General features: G+C 44.7%; 22 protein-coding genes. 7 read left to right on the forward strand and 15 right to left on the reverse strand.

The features are described 5' to 3' along the window. Nucleotides 1-143 precede the first annotated feature (143 nt). The gene (locus tag G6R11_RS08140) at nucleotides 144-2,822 is read left to right on the forward strand and encodes a polysaccharide lyase 6 family protein (protein ID WP_163132582.1); all 2,679 of its coding nucleotides are present in this window, start codon (nucleotides 144-146) and stop codon (nucleotides 2,820-2,822) included. Between the two features lie 51 nt (nucleotides 2,823-2,873). On the opposite strand, the gene G6R11_RS08145 is transcribed toward G6R11_RS08140, so the two are convergent. The 7 genes from G6R11_RS08145 to G6R11_RS08175 all read right to left on the reverse strand — a co-directional run bounded on the left by G6R11_RS08145 (nucleotide 2,874) and on the right by G6R11_RS08175 (nucleotide 11,032). Further along, nucleotides 2,874-4,217 carry a hypothetical protein gene (locus tag G6R11_RS08145; RefSeq protein ID WP_163132583.1) on the reverse strand — a complete coding sequence of 448 codons (1,344 nt, stop codon included), beginning with the start codon at nucleotides 4,215-4,217 and terminating at the stop codon, nucleotides 2,874-2,876. A 449-nt stretch (nucleotides 4,218-4,666) separates the two neighbouring features. Next, a complete protein-coding gene (locus G6R11_RS08150) occupies nucleotides 4,667-5,626 on the reverse strand; it encodes a sensor domain-containing diguanylate cyclase (protein WP_163132584.1) in 960 nt (319 codons plus the stop codon). 219 nt (nucleotides 5,627-5,845) lie between these two features. Further along, nucleotides 5,846-6,781 (reverse strand): alpha/beta fold hydrolase, encoded by a 936-nt coding sequence (locus G6R11_RS08155; protein ID WP_163132585.1) that lies wholly within the window; start codon nucleotides 6,779-6,781, stop codon nucleotides 5,846-5,848. 160 nt (nucleotides 6,782-6,941) lie between these two features. After that, entirely contained in the window at nucleotides 6,942-7,625 is a 684-nt protein-coding gene (locus tag G6R11_RS08160) for a tetratricopeptide repeat protein (RefSeq protein WP_163132586.1), read from the reverse strand. A 202-nt stretch (nucleotides 7,626-7,827) separates the two neighbouring features. After that, nucleotides 7,828-9,000 carry a glycerophosphodiester phosphodiesterase family protein gene (locus tag G6R11_RS08165; RefSeq protein WP_163132587.1) on the reverse strand — a complete coding sequence of 391 codons (1,173 nt, stop codon included), beginning with the start codon at nucleotides 8,998-9,000 and terminating at the stop codon, nucleotides 7,828-7,830. 182 nt (nucleotides 9,001-9,182) lie between these two features. Next, nucleotides 9,183-9,824, reverse strand: a complete 642-nt coding sequence (locus tag G6R11_RS08170) for a tetratricopeptide repeat protein (RefSeq protein WP_163132588.1) — start codon at nucleotides 9,822-9,824, stop codon at nucleotides 9,183-9,185. Between the two features lie 212 nt (nucleotides 9,825-10,036). Next, entirely contained in the window at nucleotides 10,037-11,032 is a 996-nt protein-coding gene (locus tag G6R11_RS08175) for an AraC family transcriptional regulator (protein WP_163132589.1), read from the reverse strand. 165 nt (nucleotides 11,033-11,197) lie between these two features. Here G6R11_RS08175 and G6R11_RS08180 point away from each other — a divergent pair, with 165 nt between their 5' ends. Further along, entirely contained in the window at nucleotides 11,198-11,767 is a 570-nt protein-coding gene (locus tag G6R11_RS08180; protein WP_163132590.1) for a YSC84-related protein, read from the forward strand. A gap of 232 nt (nucleotides 11,768-11,999) precedes the next feature. On the opposite strand, the gene G6R11_RS08185 is transcribed toward G6R11_RS08180, so the two are convergent. The 3 genes from G6R11_RS08185 to G6R11_RS08195 all read right to left on the reverse strand — a co-directional run bounded on the left by G6R11_RS08185 (nucleotide 12,000) and on the right by G6R11_RS08195 (nucleotide 13,737). Then, a complete protein-coding gene (locus G6R11_RS08185; RefSeq protein WP_163132591.1) occupies nucleotides 12,000-12,425 on the reverse strand; it encodes an N-acetyltransferase in 426 nt (141 codons plus the stop codon). Nucleotides 12,426-12,585: 160 nt separating this feature from the next. Then, entirely contained in the window at nucleotides 12,586-13,266 is a 681-nt protein-coding gene (locus G6R11_RS08190; RefSeq protein ID WP_163132592.1) for a YafY family protein, read from the reverse strand. A gap of 87 nt (nucleotides 13,267-13,353) precedes the next feature. After that, nucleotides 13,354-13,737, reverse strand: a complete 384-nt coding sequence (locus tag G6R11_RS08195; protein WP_163132593.1) for a VOC family protein — start codon at nucleotides 13,735-13,737, stop codon at nucleotides 13,354-13,356. A gap of 249 nt (nucleotides 13,738-13,986) precedes the next feature. Here G6R11_RS08195 and G6R11_RS08200 point away from each other — a divergent pair, with 249 nt between their 5' ends. The 4 genes from G6R11_RS08200 to G6R11_RS08215 all read left to right on the forward strand — a co-directional run bounded on the left by G6R11_RS08200 (nucleotide 13,987) and on the right by G6R11_RS08215 (nucleotide 18,424). After that, entirely contained in the window at nucleotides 13,987-16,392 is a 2,406-nt protein-coding gene (locus G6R11_RS08200) for a M48 family metallopeptidase (RefSeq protein ID WP_163132594.1), read from the forward strand. 155 nt (nucleotides 16,393-16,547) lie between these two features. After that, a complete protein-coding gene (locus G6R11_RS08205) occupies nucleotides 16,548-17,372 on the forward strand; it encodes an AraC family transcriptional regulator (protein WP_163132595.1) in 825 nt (274 codons plus the stop codon). Nucleotides 17,373-17,402: 30 nt separating this feature from the next. Further along, nucleotides 17,403-18,125: an AzlC family ABC transporter permease gene (locus G6R11_RS08210; protein ID WP_163132596.1), complete on the forward strand. Its 723-nt coding sequence runs from the start codon at nucleotides 17,403-17,405 to the stop codon at nucleotides 18,123-18,125. After that, on the forward strand, nucleotides 18,122-18,424 hold the full coding sequence (locus tag G6R11_RS08215) for an AzlD domain-containing protein (protein ID WP_163132597.1): 303 nt from the start codon (nucleotides 18,122-18,124) through the stop codon (nucleotides 18,422-18,424). The genes G6R11_RS08210 and G6R11_RS08215 overlap by 4 nt, the downstream gene beginning before the upstream one ends. On the opposite strand, the gene G6R11_RS08220 is transcribed toward G6R11_RS08215, so the two are convergent. Continuing rightward, a complete protein-coding gene (locus G6R11_RS08220) occupies nucleotides 18,421-18,801 on the reverse strand; it encodes an STAS/SEC14 domain-containing protein (RefSeq protein WP_163132598.1) in 381 nt (126 codons plus the stop codon). The genes G6R11_RS08215 and G6R11_RS08220 overlap by 4 nt on opposite strands. Before the next feature lie 121 nt (nucleotides 18,802-18,922). Here G6R11_RS08220 and G6R11_RS08225 point away from each other — a divergent pair, with 121 nt between their 5' ends. Beyond that, a complete protein-coding gene (locus G6R11_RS08225; RefSeq protein WP_205472708.1) occupies nucleotides 18,923-19,327 on the forward strand; it encodes a ribosome recycling factor family protein in 405 nt (134 codons plus the stop codon). Nucleotides 19,328-19,388: 61 nt separating this feature from the next. On the opposite strand, the gene G6R11_RS08230 is transcribed toward G6R11_RS08225, so the two are convergent. The 4 genes from G6R11_RS08230 to G6R11_RS08245 all read right to left on the reverse strand — a co-directional run bounded on the left by G6R11_RS08230 (nucleotide 19,389) and on the right by G6R11_RS08245 (nucleotide 26,146). Continuing rightward, a complete protein-coding gene (locus tag G6R11_RS08230; RefSeq protein ID WP_163132599.1) occupies nucleotides 19,389-22,346 on the reverse strand; it encodes a carbohydrate-binding protein in 2,958 nt (985 codons plus the stop codon). 442 nt (nucleotides 22,347-22,788) lie between these two features. After that, entirely contained in the window at nucleotides 22,789-24,738 is a 1,950-nt protein-coding gene (locus G6R11_RS08235) for an ATP-dependent DNA helicase RecQ (protein ID WP_163132600.1), read from the reverse strand. A gap of 33 nt (nucleotides 24,739-24,771) precedes the next feature. After that, nucleotides 24,772-25,512, reverse strand: coding sequence for a hypothetical protein (locus tag G6R11_RS08240; protein WP_163132601.1), 741 nt, complete (start codon nucleotides 25,510-25,512; stop codon nucleotides 24,772-24,774). Beyond that, nucleotides 25,484-26,146: a hypothetical protein gene (locus G6R11_RS08245; protein ID WP_163132602.1), complete on the reverse strand. Its 663-nt coding sequence runs from the start codon at nucleotides 26,144-26,146 to the stop codon at nucleotides 25,484-25,486. The genes G6R11_RS08240 and G6R11_RS08245 overlap by 29 nt, the downstream gene beginning before the upstream one ends. Between the last annotated feature and the right edge of the window lie 567 nt (nucleotides 26,147-26,713).

Raw genomic sequence — 26,713 nt, forward strand, 5'->3', positions numbered from 1 at the left:
ACAGACTTAGCTTAAGTTTCAACAACTTATTTATATGTATTATTAAAATATTTTAATACGATCACTTTTTATTGATAACTATTGAGTAATATGTCGCCTATTGCTTTGCCCACTTACCATTAACACAGTGAAAAGGAGATCCCATGTACTTTAAGAAGTACCTGCCAGTTGTTCTTGGCTTAATAGTTGTTGGATGTAATAGCAGTAGCGACTCCCCTGCCACCCCGCTAGACCCTACAGAACCTGCAGACCCACCGGTAATTGTTGATCCGCCCGTTGATCCAGAACCAAGCCCCAACGAACCTAGCTTTGGTTTGCCGGAAGGGGTGTTAACAGTTCCGAGTATAAGTTGTGACGAGGTATTTAGCTCTACCTCGGCTTTAGCCGATGCGGTGTCTAAAGAGATGGCAGCCGGAACAACCCTGTGTTTGGCAGATGGTGAGTTTAGCGGCGACCTACAAATTAGCTTTGGCGGTGCTGGCACCGCAGAACAACCGATTAAAATTGCTGCCCAAAACCCCGGCAAGGCAATACTAAAAGGCGGCGAAGTGGCCATTAACATGGGCGGTACTTATACCCAGTTACAAGGCATAGTATTTGAAGAAGTACGCTATGGCAGCAACCTTATTGCTACCCGCTTTGGCACTAACGACCTTTGCCACAACTGCCGTATTAGTGAAATAGCGATTATTGATGCCAAGGCCGAGGATGACTACGGCATACTGTTACACATTTACGGTAAAAACGTTTGGCTAGACCACAGCATTGTGAGTGGTAAAACCGTTAAAAACCCGATGATTTCTTTTAACCGCTGGGTAGACGATAGTTGGGATGAGGCCACTAAACTGGCAGAGCTAGCCCAAGGCATTGTGGTGTATAACAACTACATTGCCAACCGTACCCCAGCCGATAACAAAATGTATGCTGGTAGTAGCGATAACGACTACGAGGCCATTCGCACCGGTTTAAGCTTTACCCATCATTATCCTGGTAATTCGTTTATTGTGCGCAACGTGTTTGAGCGTATTCAAGGTGAGGCCGAAGTTATCTCTAACAAGGGCTCTAACAATGTGATTGCTTATAACACTATTCGCAATAGTTATGGCTCGCTCACTAACCGCCACGGCAACAGTAACGCCATTGAACACAACTTTATTATTGGTGAAGACTACCCGCTTGCTGGCGGCATTCGCATTGCCGACGACGGCCACTCAGTAGTAAATAATTACATTGAGGGCGCACGTTACCAAAATACCAGCCACCACGGCGGCATTGTGCTGTTGGGTTACGACGGCGCGGGCGATGGTGATAACGGCTACCAACAAGTCGAAAACGTACATGTTGCCAATAACACCATTGTAGACAGCGTAAATAGCTTAAACATTGATGGTGGCAGCAAGCCCCAGCAGCCTAAACAGGTTTACCTGGCAAACAACTTAGTTGATATGGCAATTGGCCCAGTGATTACCCAAGCCGAACGCGGCATGCTGCCCGATTCAACCGTGGTGGGTAATATATTTCATGGTCAGGCGTTTTCTGATGATGATGCAGTGCCATTAGGCACTGGCGGTATCGAGTTTGTAAGCGCTAACTTGAGCAAAGGGGATGATTCGCTGTATCGCCCCACTGATAGCTCGCCCGATTTAATGGCTGTGAGTGACTACAGTAAAGGGGATTTTGCTGATGTAAGCCTAGATATGGATGGGCAAACCCGAAGCGCAACCACCACTGTGGGTGCAGACCAGCCATTAAGCTCAACCGTTAATTTACGACCACTCAGCTTTGCTGATGTAGGCCCCAGCAGCTACCAACTTAGCAAACCTAAAGCCACTATGTTAGAAGCGGATATTGCTAACCCTGCCTTTGATGATGGCTTAACGGGCTGGACAAATAGTGGTGCGCAACAGGCCGAAGAGAGCGCTTCCTTCTCTCGTAAATCCAGCGCCAAAGTTTCTGCCAACAGCAGCCTTAGCCAAAGCATTACATTAAGCGCCAACACGCCTTACGTATTGTCGGCCTTTGTAAAAGGCAGTTATCAATTGGCATTGGGAAACCTCGCTAGCAAGTCTGGCGTAGTGACTGGTGACAAATACCAGTGGGTAAGCACCGAGTTTAATTCGGGCAGCAATACCGAAGCTACGCTGAGCTTAAGCTTGCCCGATACGGTAACCACTAGCACCGAACTTGAGGATGGTAACTTGGGTGAATTTAGGAGCAATAGCGGCTCAAGCGATGCCTGGGTTCAGCATGAAGATAGCAGCGGCGGCTTAGGTGATGTTGGTAGTTCTGGCGATACAGCCTTTAGTGATAGCGGCTCCGCCAGCAGTGGATCGGCTCGCATTCGCTTTAAAAGCTCGGAATCTAACCACGACTTTACGGCGACTCCGGGCTTGTCTCAAACCGTTGCTAATATCCCACTAAACACCGATTTGCAGCTATCTATGTACTATTGTGATAACAAAGGTGATAACTCCTTAAGCACTTTACATTACGGCGTAAAAGACAGTACTGGCGCTATTATTGCGCAAGCTTTCGCCCACGTTAAAGATTTGGATGATGCACCACAAGGTGATATTAAAAGCTGCTTTAAACAAGTGAGTTTAGGCTTTGATTCAGCCAACAACAGCAGCATAGAAGTGTTCGCATTTATGCAAATAGATACCGCCAGCTACACAGATGCGCAGATCTACGCCCATGAACAATTTACAGATGACGAGGTAGAAGTTCGTATCGACGAATTTGCACTTACTTATGCCGCTGCACCGAGTGGCGAGAGTGAAGCATTTTTTGATGATATTCGCCTAATGAGCAGAGAGGATTAACAAGCAAAAAAAGAGCAGTAGTTAACTACTGCTCTTTTCTCTTAGGGTCATTTATTGGCAAGTATAACCAGAAACCACATTACCGTTTTTGTCGTAAAACTGAGGCGCATTACCTGTGCCGTTAAACGAGCTTTGATTGTAACGAATATTACTGTTAGTACCGCGTGCTGTGCTGGTACTTAAACCACAAGGCACGTTGTAAAAAGACGCCGTTACTTGGTAAGGGTTGCGCGTTGTAAACTGAGAAGCATCGTTGTTTTCAACCACCAAGTTAGAGAAACCAAAAGCTAAAATAGTGTTCTCACCCGTTCCTTTAAAGATGTTTCTTACCAGCGTTATATCACTACTTGCTTGAGCATGGTTAAGCGGTGCGTGGTGATCCTGAAAGGACAATACGTTAATCCCCGTTGCAAAGTTACCACTCGCACCTACGGTAATAGTGTTGCTATCTACCACAATGTCACGGCTATTGTGTTCAACATTAATGCCAGCAGTAAAGTTGTTTTCGATGTCGTCGGAAGAGTTAATGTCATCTTCAGTGGTACTAACGGTATTACCTGCAACGGTGATGTTTGCCACAGTTGCCAACGCGATACCAAACTCGTTAGCCCCTTCAACGGTGTTTGAGTTAACCTGTGAACCATTGGCAAATACCACCGGCTTATCACTAAACTGGGCACGGGCTGCAGCGTCAAAAAACGGAATATTAGTGAAGCTTGGTGGCACATATACGCCATCGTTACCGGCATCTACCGAAATCCCCAAACGAACCCGGTTACCACGAATTCGGTTATTAGAAATATTTAAAGTGCCACCATTAAGTACCACATTATTGGCACTTACATTCCACACGTTGTAAACACGGCCTACGTCGCGCAATAGCTCTACACTGCGGTTTACTTTGATAAAGTCATTATTGGTGATAGTAAAATTACGCGGAATTAGGCCTGAAGATGCAATTCCAACGGCGGTATTTTCGAAGGTATTGTTGTCGATAGTGATATTAGCGATTTGATTGTAAGCGTCTTCGTAAGGGATGTTGATTAAACGGGCATTGGAGTGATCGTTGCCGGCTTCACTAGCCACTTGTGTATTGGTATTTTGGCCTAGTTGATCAATCAGCAACAAGTTGCGGATCGTTACATTTGAACTTTGAATATTAAACAAGGGTTGGAAACCGTCGTTTGAGGTGCGGATTACTCGGCTGGTACGAAACCCAGCAGCACCTTGAATAGTTACCGGCGTTTGAATATCGATTTGCTGATCGGTAAAAATGCTTCCTTGGATGGTGATTACATCTACGCTAGAGCCATTGTTTGCCGCATCTTGTAAGCGTGCACTTAGCTGTGCTGCATTACTGGCGGTAAAGTTGGCCGCGTGAACACTGCTTGCCATAGCAACGCTTGCAAGTACCGCAAGTGTGGCAGGCTTTAACAAAGCAACAAATTTTGATGAAGCTTTCCTTGAAGTGTGGTGGCACGTAAACATGAATTACATCTCCTTTGGTTAAATTCGAAGCAACGCTAACACCACACATCAACAAATAAAACACAATTGGATTACCAATTTGATCTTTTGTTAACCTATCTGCATATATTTTTATTTGTCTGTTGTATTTATAAATTTGAGAAGCCTATCACTATATAAATCTAGAATAGAGATATAGGGAAGGCACTAGCAGTAGGATAAACCTAGAGACCATCACTAGGCGATTGATAATACTTTAGGTTTTATCGAGGCAACGCAAAAAACCTAAGCAATAGCTCAAGTAAAAGACATGAAATCGCACTTTATTTGTGGACTTATTAGCTCAGAAACAGAGCTCTAAAATGGTTAACCAAAACTTAACGTTGGCAACTTTTGTTTTGATACATCAACTGATCAGCTTGCTCTAAGGCGCTGTCGATAGACTTAAATTGCTTAAAATCTACCTCGAGTAGCCCATAGCTAAAACACAAGGGGTAAGCTAATTGATGTTGCTTAGCGGCGGCAGCTAACTCTTTTGCAAAGCGCTGCAGTATGTCGGTAGCATCGGCGACATTAGTGTCGGTAAACAACACCACAAACTCATCTCCGCCCATGCGAGCAAATAAATCAGATTCTCTAAAAGTACTGCGCATTTGTTCGGCAAACAGCTGCAGGGCTTTGTCACCTTCGGCATGACCGTGTTCGTCGTTAATCGGCTTAAACTGGTCTAAATCCATGTAGGCAATGGCCAAGGAGATATTCTGCCTATGGCACATGGCGTAGGAATAGTTTGCCAGCTTCATAAAACCACGACGGTTAGAAATGCCAGTAAGCTCGTCGGTACTGGCCAACTGCAAGGCTGCTAGCTCTTGCTCTACCATTACCGCTAAATCATCAAGCGCGATTAAATCATCTTGGCTAAGGCTTTTTGGCTTAGTATCGATAATGCACAAAGTACCTATCTTTTCACCCTCTGGGGTAACGAGTGGGTGGCCTGCATAAAAGCGAATATGTGGGTAACCAGTGACCAATGGGTTGTCGGCAAAACGAGGGTCATTAAGGGCATCTTCAATTTGAAAGGTGTCGTCACCTAGTATGGCGTGACCGCAAAAAGAGATGTCGCGAGGGGTTTCGCTGGCATCTACACCAAAACAGGATTTAAACCACTGACGATTCTCATCCACCAAACTCACCAAGGCAATGGGTACATCAAATAGCCGTTTGGCCATTCGAGTGATGCGATCAAAGCGCTCTTCTGGCTGAGTATCCAGAATATCGAGATCTTTTAGTGCTTTAAGGCGACTTGCCTCGCCAATAGGTGTACTTGGTGCTTGCATAGATAACTTATAGTGGGGCTACAAACTTAACTATAGTTCGAAAAATCAACACTCTAGAAACTTTGTCGCCGTTAACAATCATTCAAATTTAGTATCTACGGCAACTCTGGAAATGGCAAGTTGATTAATAACAAATATATTTTTATTCGATAACAAAAGTATAAGGAAAGGCGCGTTAACATCGCCTCCCCGTTGCTAACAAGCTGCGAGAACCTGTGCTTAACTCACCTTTGAGCTAGAAGCTAAAAAGCTTGCGATGTGCTGGTTAACTTGCTCGCTGTATTCATACTGCAAAGCATGGCCTGCACCCTCAATAGTTTGTAACTGACAATGCTCGCCTAAGGCTTTTTGAACTCCCTGCGCTTGGCTATAGGGCAATATTTTGTCGGCACTGCCCCACAATACTAGGCTGGGAATATTAAGCTTTGCCACCGCCAAATAAGCATCTAGCATTGGCTCTTGCATTAAAGCTCTTACCGTTGCCAGCATTGCTTTTCGATAACCCTTGTAGCGAAGTTGCGGCTCAAACTGTGCCACCCAATCTAGAGCAAGCTCAGGGGCAGATAAATCCTCTAGCTGGCGCTTTGGCAAACTAGGGATCACAAAGCTGTAGGCAAAGTACTCGCCAATAATGGGTACAGGCAGCGGCGCAATTTTAGGGGTGCTACTTAACGGAGCCAGCAAGATAAGCCCGGCGACCCGTTCTGGATAGGTTTCGGCAAAGCGAACACTAATGGCCCCACCCATGGATAAGCCAGCCAGATACACCGGCTCATCAATTTGCTGGTCATCTAACAGCTCTTTTATTTGTTCTACAAACAGCTGTCTGGTGTAAGCAACATTGGGCCTTGCAGAATACCCGCGCCCATAAAGATCGAGGCTAATCACTTGGTAACCTTGGGCGAGTAAGCTATTTACGTTTCGTTCCCACACATAAGAAAACGCCGAGAAGCCATGAATTAACACAACAGTAGGCGCAGTGCTTTGTCCATCGCGATGAAAGTGAACCAAACCATGGCTAAGTTGAACATGTTGTCCGGGGAGATCGTCGGTATCAATATCGGCAATCTCAAAGGCTTCTTGATTGCGATAAAACGGTAAGGCAAGGGCTGCCAATAGCAGTAAAAATAACAAAAACTCTATTAAATATAGCATCGTCATTCCTCCACTTAAGGGGTAGTTCAACTATACAATAAAGCGCGCTAAAAAGGAGTTAGTATTGTCGAATGTTTGACCGACGTAACCTTCAATCAATACCAACTCATTATTAATGGGATGAAAGCAAATTCATCTAAGGTTTAGTAGCGATTTACGCCTACCAAGGTACCTCGATACCCATTTCTTTTATTAAACGATCGACTTCTTTCCAAGCCGCTTTTTTCTGCGTCATGTCTAGCTCTTCGCCAATCAAGAAGTCGCGATCGCCAGGTGCATTACCGTGGCCCAGTAGCGCAGCAATCGACATCCACACATAGGCTTGCTCTGGATCTTCATCCATGTTTTCGCCTTCGAAGTAATACAAACCTAATAGGTAAGCAGCTTCTTTGTGTTTGTTTAATGCAGCTTGGTTGTACCAAAACTCAGCTTGACCAAAGTCTTGCTCGGTGCCCACGCCATTCCAAAAGTTTTCGGCTAATAGAAATTGCGCTTCTGCATCTTGCTGTTTAGCGGCAACCATTAGCCACTCAACTGCTAGCTCAGGCTTCGCGCCTTGGCTAGTTAAACCGTCTTGGTATAACACTGCAGCTTGCGTCATGGCAGCTACATTGCCTGCTTTGGCAGCTTTTAAGTATTCTGCCAAGGCGGCATCGTAGTTTTGCTCTACGCTGTCACCGTGGTGTAGTTGCTGAGCACGAGTAAACTCTTGCTCACCACACACGCCATCACATACGATTGCTGGCGCTTCGATACCATTGGTATTTGTTTCACCAGTACTGCTACAACCCACGATAAACGCGGCTGCAATACAACTTGCTAAACAATAAACTGTTTTTTTCATTATTATTCCTTTGTTGACCACTGCCTAATGACCAAAGAAGGCAGCGGCAGCAACGCTACCACACAATGGCTCGAAGAAAATAGTGAATAATTATTTTGTTGCGATTAATCAATTGCAGGAGAAATACAGAAAAAAGTGCTATTGCGATCCCAAAGTTGCTGCTAATAGCCTTAGCAGCAACTGAATTAGTGAATAAACAAGCTTATTTGATGCAGTTATCGAAGAAGGTAACGGTGGCAGGCCAATCAGAAAACACGCCTACTAACGCAAGGTCTTTCTTAAGCACATTAAGCACTTCAAACTCGTGCATGTCGGTGTACTTGCGCTCAATGGTCCAGGTGATCAAATCTAAGCCAGCGTCTTTTAATTGCATGGCATAGTCGGTAGCCACTACTGCTCCGTTTTGCTCTTCCACAAGAGCGGTGTATATCGGAGCAACAATGTTGATGTTTTTAGCGGCAATTTCGGTAGGGCTAGGCACGCCATCAAGCAAGTAGATAAGGTAAACCGCTTGCTCGCCAAGCTCAGGCGTATTCGCAACCCAATACTCTACATCGTCAATTGAGAAAGATTGCGCATAAACATCGCTAGGCTCAATACCCGCTTCAATGTATTCATCAATCATCTTTTGGGCAAATTCTTGTTGGGTAATGCCTGCGGCTGCTAAATCTTGAGCTGCTGGTGTTTTAAGCTCTGGCGTCATCTTTACGCCTAGCTCTTTAAACAAGGCGATGCTTTCTTTATGCGACATTAAAGTGCCCGATGTTGCATAAAGGTCAGTACGAAAACTTGGCGTTGCATCCATGTATTCTTCAACGGTTGTGGCTTGTTTATTTGCCGCGTCCATTTTACCGGTTAATGATTTGTACTCCGCTAAGGTGAAATCTGAAGTACGACATTCGGCCGTCGCTTCTACACCATTGGCAGTGTCTGCCGGAGTGAATGGAACAGAGCACTTGGCGGCTAGCTCTGGCACTGCCAATACGTTGGTTGTGGTGTGTAAATCTGCATGTGAGTGGCGGCAAACTAATTCGCCATCTTTAGTGAAAGCAACATCACACTCCAGTACACCTGCACCCATGCGAGCTGCGGCTAAGTAACTCTCTTTAGTATGCTCTGGAAACATTAATGGCGCGCCACGGTGGCCAATAGAAAAGTCGCTAACACTGTAGGTACTCATGTCATCTACACAGGCCTGCAGGCTGGTTTTTAACTCGCCATCGGCCAGTTGATCAACCAAGAATGCAGGGCGTGGCCCTAACTGTACTTTTGAGATAGCACCAGCGTTGGCTGCTTGAATAGGATTGTCGTCGTCGCTACAGGCGCTTAAGAGTACAAGTGGGCAGAGCAATAGCCCTAAGTGAGAGAATTTCATTGGTTAACATCCTTTTTGTTAGTGAATAACATCGATTTAAGAGCTAACCAGTAAAGATTTCTCGGGTGACATTGTGATGAAAAATTGATGTTAGATTTATGTCACAAAGATGAACGATTGGTAAAAGCAACAAAGCCAGCGGTAACTCCGCTGGCTTTGTTAATTTTAGTCAATTGTAATTGCTATCGGTAGTCGGGAATGGCTCGATTCCAAGTCACTAGCTTTTTATCATTGGCTTTATTGCGCCAATAACTGGCTAAGCGCGGATTAGGCTCGGTGGCCAAACCAACTTTATAGTAGTAAGCCAAGGTGCTGGCTGCTGGTTTAGAGCCTTTATCGGCAGCTAAGCTAAACAATTCAAAGGCTTTGTTGTAGTTTTGCTCAACCCCACGGCCGTAATGGTACATACGAGCCAATGCCCAAATAGCTTGTGGGTTACCCTGCTCAATGGCTTGCTCAAATAAAAGCTGGGCTTTTTCGAAATCTCGCTCACCACTCACTCCGTGGTAATAAAGCAAACCTAGTTCACGGCTAGCTGCTGGGTGCATCTCTTGGCTGGCTACTTGGTAATAGGCTAAAGCCTTATTTAAATCGGCGGCCTCAAATACTCCACTTGCAGTGGCTTTACCTAACCAGTAAGCCGACTCTGGCCTGCCTTGCTCGGCTAACTGTTGGTGTAAGTTATAACATCCCTGCTGTTTTTTAAGCTGGGTGCACCAAGCACTTAAACGCTGATCTTCATTAGTAGTACTTGATTTAGCATAGGCCAAAAAGCTACTACTTAAGGCTAGTCCTGCTACACACCAAATAAGCAATTTTTTCATGATGTTCATCCTTGGCTTGTTACGACAACTCTGAAGTGACAACTTAATCACTTGTGATCTACGTCGCACTTTGTGTGCCAAATATAAAAGTCATATATTTCAAAGCAATGACAGGATGTAACTTCTTAATCAAACCAAAATAAAGCAATAATCACCAATATGAGTCACCAAATTGGTAATTATGAAAAACAATAATAGTAAAAATGGATTAGCTAATTAGCTTTTGCCGTTTTACGCCATTGCAAGGGAGTTTGCTTAAACCACTTTTTAAAGCTTCGAATAAAAATAGCCGGCTCTTGAAAACCCAACTGCAAAGAAATGTCGGCAATCGACAGCTGACTATCTAGCAGATAATCAACAGCCATGGTTTTTCTGGCTCCCTCTAACAAGTTTGAGTATGAGGTTCCTTTTGCCTTCAAACGCTTTTGCAATACACGAACATGAACCCCAAATAAAGCAGCTACATGCTCGATGCTAGTATTACCGTCGTAAATTAAGGCGGGCAAAATTTGATAAATAAGATCGTCAATATTCTCTAAGCGCTGCAAAGTCTCGCTACTTTGTTTTCGCAAAGCCTCTGCAGGAAATACTTGAGCACCAGTAACATGTGCCCAACGTTGTTCAAATACCAAGGCGTTATTCGGCTTATCGCAAAGTACTGGGCAGCCTATTAGTTGCGAGAGCTCTTTGGTGCAAGCAAAGGAATGGTCTAACCATACTTCCGTAGCTTGCCATTGCTCACCAAATAAGGTTTTAAAGGTGCCGAACAAATTAGTGACCATTGCCCGATGCATAGAGTCGCAATTAAGTTGGTCTGCAAAACGCAGGCTAAACTCGGCCCTAAGCAGCTCCCCGTGTTTCACCAACTCCAACTCGGTGCCACTAGACTGGGCATTTAAAAAGGCCTTAAGCATGTGAATCATCGCTTCTAAATTGGGCATGCTTTGCACTGCAATTGCCAACACCCCTTGTTTACGCAATGGCATCCCTAGGCCGCACAAGGCACTAGCCATGGGCTTTTCACTGTATTGATCGGCAACATCCAGTAACTTGGCCATCTTCACTTGGCTGATAAGCCCGCTTTCTGCATACAATTGACTGGGTGAAATACCTGCTGCGGCCAATACTCGGTGCTTGTCTAGACCTTGCTGCACTAATAGCTCTACCACGGTTTTTAGCGCGGGTAGCTGAAACTGATATTCCTGCACTGCTCACTTCCTTATGTGGCTACTTATCATGATTGTGGCTATTGTTCGCAAAATGTCAATTTAATCCCAAAGCTTGGTTAAAATAGCACCAAGTTGAAAGGCCGAGCAGTATTTCAGATTGTTAATTTTTGGCTGTCCATACACAGCGCATACTTAGGAACAATAATGACTAAATCTCTTAAAGCTATTTTCGCTATCGCACTGTTAAACATGACTATTAGCATGCCTGCATTCAGTAAAAGTGCAGCCGAAGAACGTGCCGAATCAGACCAAATGGTTCAAGAAAGCTTGGTCGACTTTAAAAAAGAAAACAGCGATATCGCCGGTAAAATAAACAACGCTGTGGGTTACGCTGTATTTAGCAACGCTGGCATCAACCTATTTGTTATTTCTGCAGGCGGCGGCCATGGTGTTGCCATAGATAATGCTTCTGGCAAGCGCACTTACATGAACATGGGTGAAGCGGGCGTAGGTTTTGGCGCAGGCGTTAAAGATTTTAGAGCCTTAATGGTGTTTAATACTCGCGAGTCTTACGACAAGTTTGTTGAGTCTGGCTGGTTATTTGGCGCTCAAGCTGATGCCTCTGCTAAAGCGGGTGACAAAGGTGGCTCGGCTGAAGGTGAAGGTGCTATTGGTGACGTAGACATCTACCAAATGACTGAAGCAGGTTTATCGCTAGAAGCTACCGTAAAAGGTACTAAGTTTTGGAAAGATAAAGACTTAAACCAAAGCTAGACTTAAACAAGTAACAAGAATAACAAAAAAGCTTGGCGCAATTGGCCAAGCTTTTTGCGTTCTACGGTGTTATACCAATCACACTAAGTAAGTGATCAGAAATAGCGCAGGAAAAACACTCGAGAATAAGGCGGAATTTTTCGATAAGTAGTTATTCTACAATCAAAAATTCTAACGCAGTTATCGAGTGTTTTAACCAGATAGAATGAACAGCTATTTAGTACGATTGGTATTAAATCCCCGTACTCATGGTGTACTCAGGCAGACCGGTATGTGGGTCTATTTGCTCTTTCACTAAACTAAAACCCTGTGACAAATAGAACTGATAGCTAGCAGTGTTCTGTTTGTAGACCGACAAAGTTAATACACTACGCTGCTGTTTAGCATGGGCAATTAACTGCTTACCAACGCCCAGCCCTTGCGAATTTGGCTCAACAAAAATGGCAGCGATATGCTTGTCATCCAGCGAATAAAACCCCACTACTTTACCTTCTTGCTGAAACACATAGGTTTCGGCATTCGGTAAATACTGAGTGCGCATTTTGTCTACTTGCGAATGCCAAAAGCTAGGGGCTACAAAGTCGTGCGCTTTTATCGAAGCGGCCAGCCATATAGCTAATACTGTTTCAGTATCACCAGATTGATAAGCTCGGATCATTGTGAATACACGTTTAGTAACAAGTTAAACAATGATACCGCAATCACCCAGAGAAAGGGCATGTCAGCAAAGTGATAGTTTGATGAAGATTAAGCTAAGTACGAATAATTTGAATCGAGCTAAAGTATATTGAGAGTCGAATGAACAATAAGGCATAAATCTAATGCCCCTCCCGCTCCATTTTCTCTACAAAGTCATCAAGCTCTTTACCGGGGCTGTGGCTAAATACCCGTTCTTGGTGATGCAGTTCGCTAATGCGATCCACTCGAAAGCTGCGAAAATCCTCTCGTAGCTCGCACCATGCTAGTAGTGTCCATGTGCCTCGCCAGAAGTAAATGGCTAAGGGACGAATTTCTCGTTTGGTGCAATCGGCCTTGGCATCTTGATAACAGATTTCTAGGAATTCTCGCTGCTGAGAGGCAACACGCAGTGGGTCTAAATATTTGAATTGGTCACTGTCGATATAAAAATCGGGAGCAAACATTAAAGATTGGTAGGCTTGCAGGCGCTGTGGCAATACCGCTTCTACTTTTATCATTGCTTGTTTGGCAGCAGAAGACAGCTCTTTACCTGCCCAGGTTTGTACCATGCGCATGCCAATTTGAATGGCTTCTAGCTCTACTTCATTAAACATTAGTGGCGGTACACTAACTTCTTGGCGAAGCAAATAGCCCACGCCGGCCTCCCCTTCAATAGGAATGCCGCTTAAACACAGATCTTGAACGTCGCGATAAATAGTGCGAGTAGACACCTCTAAACGCTCGGCTAACTCTTGGGCAGTGGTGAGTCGCCGCATACGCAGAATTTGTACAATCTGAAAAAGTCTGTCTGCCCGTCTCATAAACCATCCCTGCCTAAGTGCAGAGCAAACACTAGCCCAGCTTGAAAGGCTGAGCTAGCTAAATTTGCTTGCATAACTACTTCGATATTACTGGAACTTAGACCACAGACCTATTTTGTTACCCTCGCTGTCAACAATTAGCGAGAAATAACCATGCTCACCGTCTTTAATGCCAGTGACAGGCATTAAGATTTGCACGCCTGATTGAGTAATTTTATCCACCAAAGGGCTCAACTTTTCGCTTAAGTGCAGATAAATAGTGCAGCCGTCCATGCTTGGCTTCATCATTTCATGCTGACATAAACCAAAGCTGGCAGCCTCTGGATCTTCGGTTTCTAAAATGGCCATATCCATATCGCCCATATTCTCGCGGCGAAAGGTTAGATCAAAGTGCTCGGTGTAAAACGCCAATGCGCGGTCCATATTGGCTACGGCGATTTCGGCCCATACTAAGGGTGCTACTGCTAACATAACTATCTCCTTGCTGTTACCGGTTAGCCCCCATGGCCAGCCAGTGAGTTAACTATAATCCCCTGCTACTGACACCTACCTGTCAGTAGGGTTTCAGTAGTTGAAATTAATTTACTCAAATAAAGCTTGCTCTAGTTCCAAGAGTTTACAAGTAGTGGCGCATCCTTAGCACCAAGCTATTGAATATGATTAGCTTATTTGCAAAAATTCTGGCGACAAATTTATCACTATAAACACAAGGAAATGTGAGTGGCTAAATATGAACTAGTGAGTTTAGGCGCTCAAAATGGCAATAACCGCGACAACCATGTGGTAACGAATCTTTGTAAAGCCTTAGAGATCACCCCTGCAGCTGCTCAAAAATACTTAGTTGAAGGCCATGTTCTAAAAGAAGGCCTGTCCTTAAGTTTGGCTAAAAGCCTTGCCGAAGTATTTGGCGAACATGGCCTGCGCGTTGAACTTAGAGAAATGGCAGTGCTTGAAGTAAATTCTGCAGCCCCCGCTAGCTCACATGCCAAGGCTCAACAAAATAGCTCACCCAAGTTAAAAGCCGATTTCACTAAGCTACTCAGTGGAGAATTCCCACGCTCTAGTGTCAGCCGAGAGTACCGAATAGGCATGATATACACGCTGCTAATTAGCTTAATTGCGCCGCTTATTTACTCCCTGATGTTAGTGAGCTTAATCAGTTTTTCAGTATTTTATTTCTCGGTGCTAGTTGAAAACATCGGTGATTTCTCTGGTGGCGTTGTTAAGCAGTTACTCCTCATTGTTCCTTATTTTATTGTTGCTGTGCTATTTGTGTTTTTACTAAAACCCCTCTTTGCCAGCTACCAACAGCCTCAGCTATATCGCCTGCAGAAAAAAAGAGCACCGGCATTATTCAACCTAGTTTATGTAATGTGCGACAAACTAGAGGTTCCTCGCCCAACAGAAATTTGCCTAGATACAGAAGTAAACGCCTCTGCCGGAGGCCTAGACGGTTTGCTTAGCCTGCGTAAAGGCGAGTTGCGCCTAACTATTGGCATGCCCTTATTAACCGGCATGAATATGCGCCAGCTAAGTGGCATTTTAGCCCACGAGTTTGGCCACTTTGCCCAAGCTCAGGCCATGCAAACCCGCTACATTGTGCAAACCATTAACCACTGGTTTTATAGCCGAGCCTACGAGGCCGATGAATGGGATTTACGCCTACAAAACTGGGCTAAACAAGAACACCTGCCCTTTGTAATGAACATTGCGATTATTGCGGCTCAGCTTTCAATTGGCCTCACGCGATTGATATTTAAAGGCTTGTTTAAACTCAATTTTAGGCTCACTCAATATATGTCTCGAGCAATGGAGTTTGATGCCGACAGCTACGAAAGCCGCTTTGTGGGCAGTGAGCAGTTTGAGAACACCGCCATCGAACTACGTAAACTGGCTTTAGCCGCGCAAAAAGTAACTGACATCAATAAACTGGCATGGAATGACAACAAACTACTGGCGAATATACCGCTAGCGGTGGCTAATTTAGCCAAGCAAACCAGTAAAGCGCAAATGAGTAAAATAGAACAGCAAATGCAGCGCAGTGACAGCTCCACCTGGGATAGTCACCCAGCGGATAAAGACCGCATTGCCTTTGTTACCTCGCGAGGCGACCAAGGTATTTTTAAGTCTGAATTAGCTGCTGCCACGCTAATTGGTGACATTGACACCTTAAGTGAGTCGGTAAGTGCTTTTTTCTATACGCTGCAAGGCATTAAGCAGCCAAGTAAATTTATGGTGAGTAACGACAGCTTAATTGAGAATGAACAGCAAAAACAACAAACTGCCGAGTACCTAAAACAGTTTTTTGGTGAGATCTACAGCGGACGTTTTTTCCACCTTTCAAACCTAGTAGACAATAAGCCCAGTGGTTTAAGTGATTGCATTACGCAGATTAATGCTCAGCATAAACAGATTCAAGATCAAGAACAGCACTACTTTAAGCAACTAGACACCTTGCGCGTCGCTTCCTTGGTAAAGCTTTACTACGAAGCCAACCTAAACATAGAACCCGAAGATTTTGACTTGCCCGCCAACAATCGGGTTGATGTAGGTAATTTAATCACCGAATCTACGGCGGCAATAAAGCAACATCAAAACGAGTTTAAGCCTTTTGATAAGCTGCTACATCACCGTATTTTTCTGTGTCGCTCGTTAATGTCTAGCCAACAAACAGCCCGTTTAGATAGCCTGTTAAACGCCCTTCAAGGCATGGCTAAGTTAGAACCTATTATCAATAACCTAGAGCGCTTTCACTTTATTCTCGATACGCTGATAAACCTAGACGATGAGTGGCAAGCCAAGATTCATTCTCGGCTATTAGCGCAAACTAACTTATGTGCCTTAGAAACCAAGCGACTAGCCATTGAAGCCAAAAACATTAGCCTGCCAGATCCCAAATACCCTAACTTGGCTGAGTTTATCGAAGGCTGGAATGGCGGCGTACTGGACTTCTCACCTACCATTCAACCTTCGCAATATATGTTCATTTGTGAACAAAGTTATAAGGCTGCAAAGTACAAACACTATTGGTTATGTGCCGAACTAAGCCAGTTGTGTATGGAAGTTGAGAGCAGTATAGATACGCAAGCTCAGAGTGAACCCGCCGATGAGCCCGCCTTGGTATAGTCCAGTATTTCGCCTAGAACATATATTTCCACGACTTGCTGAGTAGCTAGCACTTACTCAGCAAATTAAGCTGCAAGTGAACAATTTTGTACAAAACCTTCTGCTAATTCTGCGCTATGATGACAGCATACTTAGGCCAGTAAGGAGGCAAGCCAATGGCAATAGAACAAGCACGTTATCAGCTTGCCGACGAGTTAGGCGGTATAGAAATACTGAATGCCCGTTACCAACACCAAAACTTTTCGCGCCATAGCCACGAAGGCTACACCATTGGCGTAATTGAAAGCGGCGCCCAACAATTTTACCGCACCGGCGGTAACCATATCGCTCCACAAGACAGTATTATTTTGGTGAATGCCGATGAAGTGCATACCGGATGCTCGGCCTCGGAAGGCGGCTGGTCTTATCAAGCCATGTACCCTACTCCTGACCAATTTGAACAACTAAGCCAAGAACTAGGCATTAAACAACAAGGCGCGCCTTACTTTGACCAAGCGGTGGTACAAGATGCTGTGGTAGCTAACTCACTGCGTGCGACCCTTGCTTTACTTGCTAGCTCTAATAACCGCTTACAACGAGAAAGCATGGTTTACGCAAGTTTGAGTTTATTAATGACTCGTCATGCTAAAACTGCGCCCAAGGCTAAGACACAAGCTGATGCAAGTAAGCAGCTAGGCTTAGTGAAACAGTTTTTGGATGAACAGCCGCAAGCTAATGTGTCGCTCAGCGAACTGGCTAATCTGGTTAATCTAAGCCCTTGTTATTTAGTAAAACAGTTTGTAAAACACTACGGTATTCCGCCACATGCTTACCAAATTCAAGCTAGATTACGCTTAGCCAAACAGCTACTGCGCCAAGGTAATAAGCAGTTGGATGTTGCCTTAGATTGTGGCTTTCATGATCAAAGCCATTTTAGCCGCCACTTTAAACGGGCTTTGGGTGTCTCGCCTGGCCGTTATGCTAAAGAGCTTGCTGCTTAAGCCTGCCATTTAACCCTCTCAAGGAAGACTGTGAACAGTATTAACACCATTAATCATGTGACTTGGTCGAGCAAACTGGCCGCCTTTGCGAAAGGCACGTTAGCGGTACTACCGCTTACTATTGCCGTGGTGCCTTGGGGCATATTAGCTGGCTCTTATGCCATGGAAGCGGGCCTTAGTCCTTTGCAAAGCCAAGCTATGTCGGCCATTTTATTTGCCGGCTCTGCCCAATTGGTGGCAACAGGCATGTTTAAGCTAGGTGCTGGTTTACTAAGCATGTTAGTCACTACTGTTCTGATCACCTCTCGCCACTTTTTGTACAGTATGGCGATGCGTCCAAAAATCAGCGGATTACCGCTTAAATGGCGACTACTACTGGGCTATTTACTTACCGATGAATTGTTTGCCATTGCTAATCAAAATAAGGCTGAACACTTTGATCGCTGGTATGCCTTAGGCGGAGGACTAAGCTTTTACCTTGGTTGGAACATTGCCTCGGCAGTAGGCATTGTAGCTGGTGCTAACATCGAAAACCTCGACAGCTGGGGCTTAGATTTTGCCATTGCAGCCACCTTCATCGCGATTGTGGTGCCTAACATAAAACATGGTTCGAGCTTGTTATGTGTACTAATCGCCTTGGTTAGCTCTGTAGCCTGCGAGTTATTTGCAGTGCCTGGTGGCCTGCTCATCTCAGCCTTACTGGCAATGGGTTTAGCCACCGCTTATGCCAAGTGGCGAGGAGGAGAACAATGATCTGGTTTACTATTTTCGCCATGGCCGCCATTGTATTTGCTAGCCGTTACTTGTTCTTAGAACCAAAGATTCCGCTGCGCTTAAACAAAACCACCTTGCAGTTTTTGAGCTACTCGGCGCCTGCGGTTCTCACTGCGATATTTGCTCCAATTGTTTTCATTCGCGATAAACAATTAGATCTATCCTTCGAGAATCCCTATCTGCTCGCCGCCCTGCTAGCCGCCCTGTTAGCCTACTTCACCCGCAACGCGCTGATTACTACAGTGGTGAGCATGGCAGTATTCTTCTTGATTCATTAATCTTCTAACCAAGCTAAGGCGCTTTGCTCATCTTCAAATACTTGCACTTCGCCAGCAATAAACCAATTGCCCACTTTAGAGGCCCACTCTAGCCATTGTTGATGGCCTAAAATAGCTACTTTCTCAAAGTCTTGGCCATGCTTTAAACCTAGCTTTAAGTCGTCCCACGCAGCTCTTAGCTCCCAGCCTTCTAATTCGCTAGCATCAAAAAACCCGCGAATTTGCGGGTGCTCAACCTCAGCTAAGGCTGATTCAATGATAGGTGTAATGGTTTGATAATCTTGATGAGTGAGTGTGCCGCAGGCTTTAAATGAAACCAATAAGCGGGTTTCTACTCGCTCAATGCCCACCGTAATGCCATGTCTGCGAATTGCCATACTGAGTTCCTTGTTAATTCAAACTTGCCCTACCAGTATGGTCGAGATTTGCTCACTCACAAGCTTAATTAAACACAATTCAATCTACCCTCATTTGGCGATTGTATTTAAGCTAGTTTGAATGCAAAATTCGCCTATGAAAGACTCAGAAATCATTACTCCCCTGCCTTCATTGATTCGCCGTATTGGTGGTGACAATGCCAAGCAAGCTAAACAATTAGCGTTAGAATCGGGTTGCCAACTAAAGCGAATTCGCCGTTCTAGAAACTGGCAATTGGTGGGAGAATTGGCAGACTTAAACGGCTTATTACAAGACTTAAAAAATCTAGAATCAGAGGACTTCAGGTATCTAACCACTAAGCTGGAACAAGGCTTAAGCCACTATCAAGATCTACTAGAACCTAAAGCACAACGCTTAAGCCGGATCTTAAAAGACAAACCAAATGCCACCTTAGCAGAGCTTATCGCCCTAACCGATTGCACCATGGCAGAAGCTCGCCAAGCGCGATTCGACGCAGAGATTTAATATGAAACAACAAAAAAGCCATAGCGTAATGCTATGGCTTAGTAACTAACAGGTATTTAGCTTATTGCTTGCTTAAGCTAAATTTATCGGCATTCCACTGCCAAGAGCCTTCCTCTCCCACTCCCATGATGCGAATAGTATGCTGCCCCTCACTCAAGGTAATACTGTCACTGATTGTATTGCTAGCAAATACATTCCATGAGCCAGTATTGCTGATGGCAGCACGAGCTTGCGACTGACCATCAACCAGTACTTCAATACCGGTATTGGCCATCGTTGTTGCTGCATCAATACTCATGGTGTAACTACCCGCTTGTTCAATGCTAACAACATAATCGGCGTAGTCACCAGCTTGGTTAAAGTTGATTGCAGAGCCACCATTAATCGAATAAACCTGAAAGCCATCGAAGATGCCACCAGTGCTAGCAAAGTTTTCTGCCTCAACATTAATAATCACCTCATCAGGGTTCGGTGTGGTATCAGGATTTCCGCTATCCGAATTTGGGGTAAATACCACTTTATCGGCATTCCATTGCCAAGCATTATCTGCCCCCACACTGATTAAGCGTAAGGCTTGCTCACCACCAGCAGTTACCACTAAGTTAGCGGTAATTAAATGGCTTTGGAAATTATCCCATCCACCTGTCGGACTAATACTGCTTACCGCAATAGATTCACCATTTAGTATTAGCTCTACTCCAGCATCATTCATAGGCGTAGCAACGTACATGCTTACGGTATAGCTACCGGCTGCAAGATTTACCGTATAATCGGCATAATCACCAGTTTGGTTAAAGTTAATGCCTTGCCCACCGGTAATATCATAAACTTCAAAACCACCATTGGCTCCGCCGGTAGCAACAAAGCTTTGAGCTTGTAGCGTTACAAGCGTTGGGTTGGTGCTGCCGTCACCTGGATCTGTACCGCCATCACCGGGGTCTGTACCGCCATCACCTGGATTGGTGCTGCCGTCACCTGGGTCTGTACCGCCGTCACCTGGGTCTGTGCCGCCGTCACCTGGGTCTGTACCGCCGTCACCTGGGTCTGTGTCGCCGTCACCTGGGTCTGTACCGCCGTCGCCTGGGTCTACGTCACCTTCTAATACTTGAACAAAGTGAGCTCGCGCTCCATTCCATTGCCAACCAGAACTGCCTGAACTCATGATACGCACAGTATGAGTACCCGGTTCTACTTCAAAAGAGCCCGCTAAATCAGTGCGTTTATTCACGTTCCAGTTTCCTGAAGCAGCAATATCACCACTGAGCACCTCAACACCATCAATGAAGATTGTTGCCCCGATCCCGCTGGCAATATCAGTACCGGCAGAAACGCCAGCAAGGTAAGTACCGCCGCTGCCAAAATCTACCTCGAAGAAATCGCCATAATCGCCACGTGTATTGAAGGTAATTACACCATTACCAACTCCCCAACCATAAACATTGTCATTCTCGACCTCTTCCCCCTCTTTACCAGTAGCGCCGTAATTAACCAACTCTAGGTCAAAGCGCTTACCAATTTGCAGAATGTCGGCAGAAACACTGATGGTTTTACTTGGAAGATCTGGATGTGAACCGCTAAACGTTACACTACCAGCTGCTTTCGCACTTACCATGCCAGAACGATTAATATCAGCGATGCTTGGGTCACTTGATACCCAGTTCATTTGCTTATTAGTAACATTACTCGGAGTAAACTCAGGCACCAATACATAAGGAACGTCGCTTTGTATTTCAATATGGCTTTGTTTGGCTGCAATATCTTGCAGAGTTACAAGCTCTGGCGAGCCACTAATCGGGTTCCCCCATTTCTCACGATACGCTTCGCTACCGCCATACTCCGCCGCCACCCGGTTTTCACCCGGTTTCCCATTAAGGCCATCTCCGGTTTTAATGGTTGGATCCATGAAGTAGCGACCTCGCCAGTTTTGCTCAGTCTCGTCATTGGTCCACACTCTCACGTATTCAATTTGGTGGGCAAAATCCAGTTCATTGGTACTTGGCATACCAAACCAATCGGGCATGGTTTCGGTATCAAGCAATAAGTAAAGGGGGGTATGGTAGTAACGGTTTTTCATCGAGCGGATTGGTTGCCCGTCAAAGTACCAAATAATTTCTTCTGGTCCCCAATAAAAACCGTAAACGTGGAATTCATCGGCAAAGTCGATATCAGCCTTCCAGTGACCACCGTTTTGATAAGCGGTGTATTCATTACCCTCTTCATTCACGTAGGACATTTCTTCACCTTGATGAATAAATACCCATGAGTTCATGTTGTAATACGGTGCCCACTCAGAGCGACGACCAGACTGCTCATAAACATCTAACTCAAGTTTACTTTTAACGTGGCCTGGTTCATTAAATTGAGATAAGTATTCTTTATCCTCTAAGGTTTCAGCGTATAACCAGAAACCGCTTGAGCCAATACCTACCTTAGACTTAACTTCAAAATAGCCATAGCGAATCGGGTTTACGTTTTGCACGCTGGCTGAGGTCCATCCGTAATACCACTCATTCCAAAAGCCATGCGGAGTATAAGACTCGTCATTATTAATGCTTAAATGAAGCTTGCCACCCTCTTGCTTAACGTTTTTAGGCGCAAAGACAGCTGGGGCACGTCCTCCCCAAATGTGGTTATTGGGTAGCCATTTACCACTTTCCTTGCCCATTAGGTTGTATTCGTTAAACTGCGGGCTATCAAACTCATCACTGAGCTCTTCTACCATTGTCCAACCGCCTTGGTTAGACAAATCTGACAATGGAAAATTTTGATGCTCTGGGCTAGTACGCTTAATAGCATCTGCTGGATCCCAAGGAGATAACCCATTTCCAGGCACTTGCTCAGGCTCTGGATAGGCTTCTTCAATGAGTTGCCCATCCGCATCGTGGTAACTGTCTGGGTACTGATGGAAAGAACCTTCCCATGGAGTATAAATTGCCTGTGCCGGAACACTGCCAAAGGCCAGCGCTAACGCACTCGACATTGCCAGAGCAATTGGCGATTTAGGCCATTTTGTAGACATGATTTTCGTCCTTAAATATCACCGCTTCTTTTATGCGGTATAAATGAATAGTGCACACTTACGCAGCACCGATTAGCTCACCACTAGAGTGAGATCAGTTAGCACTAAACCAGCAGCTCAAAGGGTAGCCGCCGAAGAACGTTTACTTAGGAAGAACTATGCAAATGCGGTGAATATTCACACGCCTTGAAATACTAGTTGACCCATTACTGTTATATTTTTGTTTTGGTTGTGGCTTATGGTTACGCTAAAAAGCAAGTTTGAAATCGCTACCAAAAAGCTACACTGCCCTTTTTATCAACAAATATTTATTTTACGAACAAAAATATTAATAGCAACTTTTAGAATAAATATTCAAATATAATATTAAATTAGCAGGATATATATGATGAGAATATGGCAATAAGCTATTGCCATATTTTATATGTTGAACTTGGGCCGCTTAGTTCAACTCAGGCCACAGCCGCTCTACTTGTTGCAGCGTATTTGCGTATGGCTGTTTTTCACATCGGGCAAAGCCAGCCAACTGGCGAAGTTTTAACTTGGTAGACCAAGGGCTGGTTACCCCAGTTAGAAATCGGCACGCCATTATTGGGCTTAACTGGACTTGCTGACTGGCCGACAAATGCTGCTTAAGCTCTTGCAGATATACGGCAATATCCTCGTCAGCTAAAGGCTTAGGTGGAGCGGAATAACTCAGCTTAGCTACTTGGCCGCGACATACGCTACAGTGGCCACATTGCTGGGGGGCATTTTGGTCATCAAAATAGCGGGCCAGTTGGAAACTTAAGCAGCTATCTAACTCAAAAAAGCGCACCAACTGAGCTGTTCGCTTAATCTCTTTAGTTTGGTTTTGGTTAAAGTAGTCACTTAAACGGCTTGCTAGTTGCGGGTCAGCTAAGGCCTGAGCATCAACTTGATACACTTCGGTAATCTTTTTGGTTTCCAGCTCTATGCAGCCTTGCTCGGCAAGATACTCTAGGGCCGCAACTACCCTAGAGCGCTCGGCTTGGTATTGCTGATACAGGCTATCGAAGTTAAGGCTGCCCCATATTTTTTTCATTTGAGTATGGGAGAAAATCGCTTCGATAAAGTGTAATCGTTCACCAGAAAAACGCGCGAGCACGGCGCTTTTATCTTCTAGGAACTTATATTTAAAATCAGCGTAATAGGCATATAGCGGCTTAATTAGGCCTTGGATCTCTAACTGCACTAACAAGGTTTTAAGCGGTAGCTGGCGAATGTTAGTGAGACTAGACAAGCTGTTGATTTGCACTTCCCATTGCTCGCCCTGGCGCTCCTCTTGAATGTTCGCCAATAAGGTTTGAATGCCACTTTGCTCTGGGGTATCACCATAGACGAAGTTTTCGACCGTGGTTAAGCCGTCTAAGTTAGCGAGGGTTAAGCATTGCGAAGGCTGGCCATCTCGCCCTGCCCGGCCAATCTCTTGGCTATAATTTTCTATGGATTTGGGTAAATCAAAATGCACAACGAAGCGAATATCACTTTTATCGACGCCCATGCCAAAGGCAATGGTGGCCACCACCACTTGCAGCTTACTCTGCATAAAATCATCTTGAGTTTGCTGGCGCTGCTCATTGGCAAAACCTGCATGGTAGGCACGCGCATTAATGCCTTGCTGTTGAAGAAACTCGGCCACCTGTTCAGCGCTGTTTTGCAAGGTGACATAAACAATGCCGGCACCATTTTGCTGGCGAATAAAGTCTAACAAAGCTTGCTGCTTATGGTCGCTGCTGCAGGCTTGCACACCTAAATCGAGGTTAGAACGGTAGAATCCAGTTTGTACAATATCGTCTTCGGCAATGTTAAAGCGCGCCGCCATGTCTAATTTTACTTTTTTGGTGGCCGTGGCAGTTAATAACAGCACTAAAGGAATGTTAAGTTCTTGACGATATTGCGGTAGCTTTAGGTAGTCGGGGCGAAAATTGTGGCCCCATTCTGAAATACAGTGGGCTTCGTCGACCACCAGCATTGATACCGGAACAGATTGAATAAACTGGCGAAAACGTTCGTTCTTAAAACGCTCTACCGAGACCATCAAAATTTTGGTTTTGCCGCTGCGCACCTCACCCATTACTTGCTTGCTTTGCTCGGCGTTAAGGGTTGAATCTAAACTGGCCGCTGCAATGCCTTTGGCCTGCAAGAACATCAGTTGATCTTTAATTAACGCTAATAGCGGCGATACCACCAAGGTAAGGTGCGGCAGCTGTAAAGCAGTAAACTGATAACACAGTGATTTTCCCGAGCCCGTTGGGAAAATCGCCAAACAAGAACGCTGCGCTAATAAACGCTCAACTACCGGAGCTTGGCCCTGACGAAAGCCGTCAAATCCAAAGCGTTGTTTTAATTGAGCAGATAAGTCTTGAGGCATGTAATTGGGCTCTTAGTGGTTGAATAAATTGATTTAAAGGGCGTGATATAAAGCATGTGCAGCTAAGCCAATAAAGACGCTGGCGGCAACACTTAACAACGTGCCAAGCATTACATATTCGGTGAGCTTGCGATCGCTATGATCTTTTAAATCACCAAAACGGAAAATAGATTTTGCCGTCACAATAAAACCAATAGCGGCAAATTGATGCAGCAGCACGCAAGTGAGCACTAAACTGCGCTCAACCATGCCAATGGCTTGGCCAGCCATGGGTAAGTTTTGTTTTGGCTGTTCAGTAAGTGGGCTCCAGCGCTGCAAGATTAATCCAAGTACCTTTGAACAAGGCCCCCAAATAAGAATGTAAGCCAATATAATCACTAATACTTTGGCTTGCATAACTTGCTCAACGAGCACACTCACCAGTGGCCAAGCTTGACTTAGTTCCACGACCAATAACATTAATACCGCCAGCTGGGCGAGTTGCTGACCCAGGTAATAACGGCCGCTATCGGGCAAGTAAGCACTTACCCCAGAAATTAACACACTGGCGATAAACAGTGCCGCTATTGCCACCAACAATGGCCCAAGAGCTGGCACAAACAACAAACTTATTCCTGCAAACAGCACCGTGATAAGCAGGGCGCGAAAATACAAACCCGCAGCGGCAAACTTACTTTGCCGAATAGCCACTAGCCAAGAGTTTGGTAAACAATAAAACTCTAGCAACAGATAAACTAAGCCAATACTAAGAGCGAATTGCGCCAGTGTTTCCATAATAAAACTCTTCCATAAGTTGTATAAAAAACAGTTTATATTCTTCTAGTAATTGATACTGAGACTGGTTGAGCAACTTGGTGGCATTAACCCGCGAGCTATTAAGTTGCTTAGCCAACGCTGCATGGCTTGGCTCAACAAGTCGCCAGTATATAGACAAAGCTTGGGCTTGTTTAATAGTAAGCTCTTGCACTTGATGATCGGCAAACTTGGTTAACAAACCAATACGTTGAGTAAATTGGCTATCATGGCTAAATATGCCTAGGAAGTGTCGCTTAAGGCTATCTAAGCCTCGCCCAGATAGGATGAAAGCTTCGCCATTTGAGCGTGACACAAATTCAGCCAAGGGATCGATCTCACCAATACCAATGCCAATACGTGCATCAAAGGCTAAGCTTTTGTCACCAGAGGCTTTTAGATCCAAACGAATGGCTAAGGCACATTCAAGTGCTTGACGAGGGTCGTTGAGCACCAACTGAAAAGCGTCTCCGCGAAAAATTTCGTAGCGGCATTGGTAACGCTCGCTGGCTAAAGCCAAACTGGCACTCAATCGCTGCAAAATTCTTGCAAAATCTTGGCTATTTAACTCACTTGAGCCAACTAAGTCTCCAGTAAGAACCGCTACTTGCTGCATAGTATTATCCTCTTCATCAGAAAAGGTAACTCAAATTAGTTACTATGTAAAATGTAACCTAATTTAGTTACATGTGACAAAGTAACTCACTTGTAAGCCACTCACCGCTTTGAATAGTTTCTAACGCCCTTAAATCATAAATAAGTCATACAATTTTAACATTTAGCATAAGCGATGCGTATTTCGCTAATTCACGAAAAACGCCAAATATGGCCAATAAAGGCTTAAAATCCACCAAATTCGGGAAAAATAGATCAAACACGCTTTAGCTCAAAAAACAACCAAAGCAACATTTAATTTCATATTTGTATGACCAGTTCACAAAATAACAACAATTGTATTATAAAAACACATTATTGCAGTGCGTCGCTGATTTTTTCATCTTCAACAACGCTAACATCAAATTTCATAAACAAATTATCAAGTTTATGAATGCTGTTGGCCATTCACTTTTAAGCAGTTGGTAAGCCGTGGCCTACAGAAGGCTGAGCAAACTAAGGATAAACCCGCTCGTCTTAGGTTGCCTCAATGTAATTTCACAATAGCAACAAGGTTTTACAAGTAAGG

It is taken from the genome of Agarivorans sp. Alg241-V36, from assembly GCF_900537085.1.
Classification (GTDB): Bacteria; Pseudomonadota; Gammaproteobacteria; order Enterobacterales; family Celerinatantimonadaceae; genus Agarivorans.

Coding starts and splice junctions, on each gene's coding strand:
- G6R11_RS08140 (WP_163132582.1), top strand. CDS start 144: ATGTACTTTAAGAAGTACCTGCCAGTTGTTCTTGGCTTAATAGTTGTT.
- G6R11_RS08145 (WP_163132583.1), bottom strand. CDS start 4,217: ATGGCAAGCAGTGTTCACGCGGCCAACTTTACCGCCAGTAATGCAGCA.
- G6R11_RS08150 (WP_163132584.1), bottom strand. CDS start 5,626: ATGCAAGCACCAAGTACACCTATTGGCGAGGCAAGTCGCCTTAAAGCA.
- G6R11_RS08155 (WP_163132585.1), bottom strand. CDS start 6,781: ATGCTATATTTAATAGAGTTTTTGTTATTTTTACTGCTATTGGCAGCC.
- G6R11_RS08160 (WP_163132586.1), bottom strand. CDS start 7,625: ATGAAAAAAACAGTTTATTGTTTAGCAAGTTGTATTGCAGCCGCGTTT.
- G6R11_RS08165 (WP_163132587.1), bottom strand. CDS start 9,000: ATGAAATTCTCTCACTTAGGGCTATTGCTCTGCCCACTTGTACTCTTA.
- G6R11_RS08170 (WP_163132588.1), bottom strand. CDS start 9,824: ATGAAAAAATTGCTTATTTGGTGTGTAGCAGGACTAGCCTTAAGTAGT.
- G6R11_RS08180 (WP_163132590.1), top strand. CDS start 11,198: ATGACTAAATCTCTTAAAGCTATTTTCGCTATCGCACTGTTAAACATG.
- G6R11_RS08185 (WP_163132591.1), bottom strand. CDS start 12,425: ATGATCCGAGCTTATCAATCTGGTGATACTGAAACAGTATTAGCTATA.
- G6R11_RS08190 (WP_163132592.1), bottom strand. CDS start 13,266: ATGAGACGGGCAGACAGACTTTTTCAGATTGTACAAATTCTGCGTATG.
- G6R11_RS08195 (WP_163132593.1), bottom strand. CDS start 13,737: ATGTTAGCAGTAGCACCCTTAGTATGGGCCGAAATCGCCGTAGCCAAT.
- G6R11_RS08205 (WP_163132595.1), top strand. CDS start 16,548: ATGGCAATAGAACAAGCACGTTATCAGCTTGCCGACGAGTTAGGCGGT.
- G6R11_RS08215 (WP_163132597.1), top strand. CDS start 18,122: ATGATCTGGTTTACTATTTTCGCCATGGCCGCCATTGTATTTGCTAGC.
- G6R11_RS08220 (WP_163132598.1), bottom strand. CDS start 18,801: ATGGCAATTCGCAGACATGGCATTACGGTGGGCATTGAGCGAGTAGAA.
- G6R11_RS08225 (WP_205472708.1), top strand. CDS start 18,923: ATGCAAAATTCGCCTATGAAAGACTCAGAAATCATTACTCCCCTGCCT.
- G6R11_RS08230 (WP_163132599.1), bottom strand. CDS start 22,346: ATGTCTACAAAATGGCCTAAATCGCCAATTGCTCTGGCAATGTCGAGT.
- G6R11_RS08235 (WP_163132600.1), bottom strand. CDS start 24,738: ATGCCTCAAGACTTATCTGCTCAATTAAAACAACGCTTTGGATTTGAC.
- G6R11_RS08240 (WP_163132601.1), bottom strand. CDS start 25,512: ATGGAAACACTGGCGCAATTCGCTCTTAGTATTGGCTTAGTTTATCTG.
- G6R11_RS08245 (WP_163132602.1), bottom strand. CDS start 26,146: ATGCAGCAAGTAGCGGTTCTTACTGGAGACTTAGTTGGCTCAAGTGAG.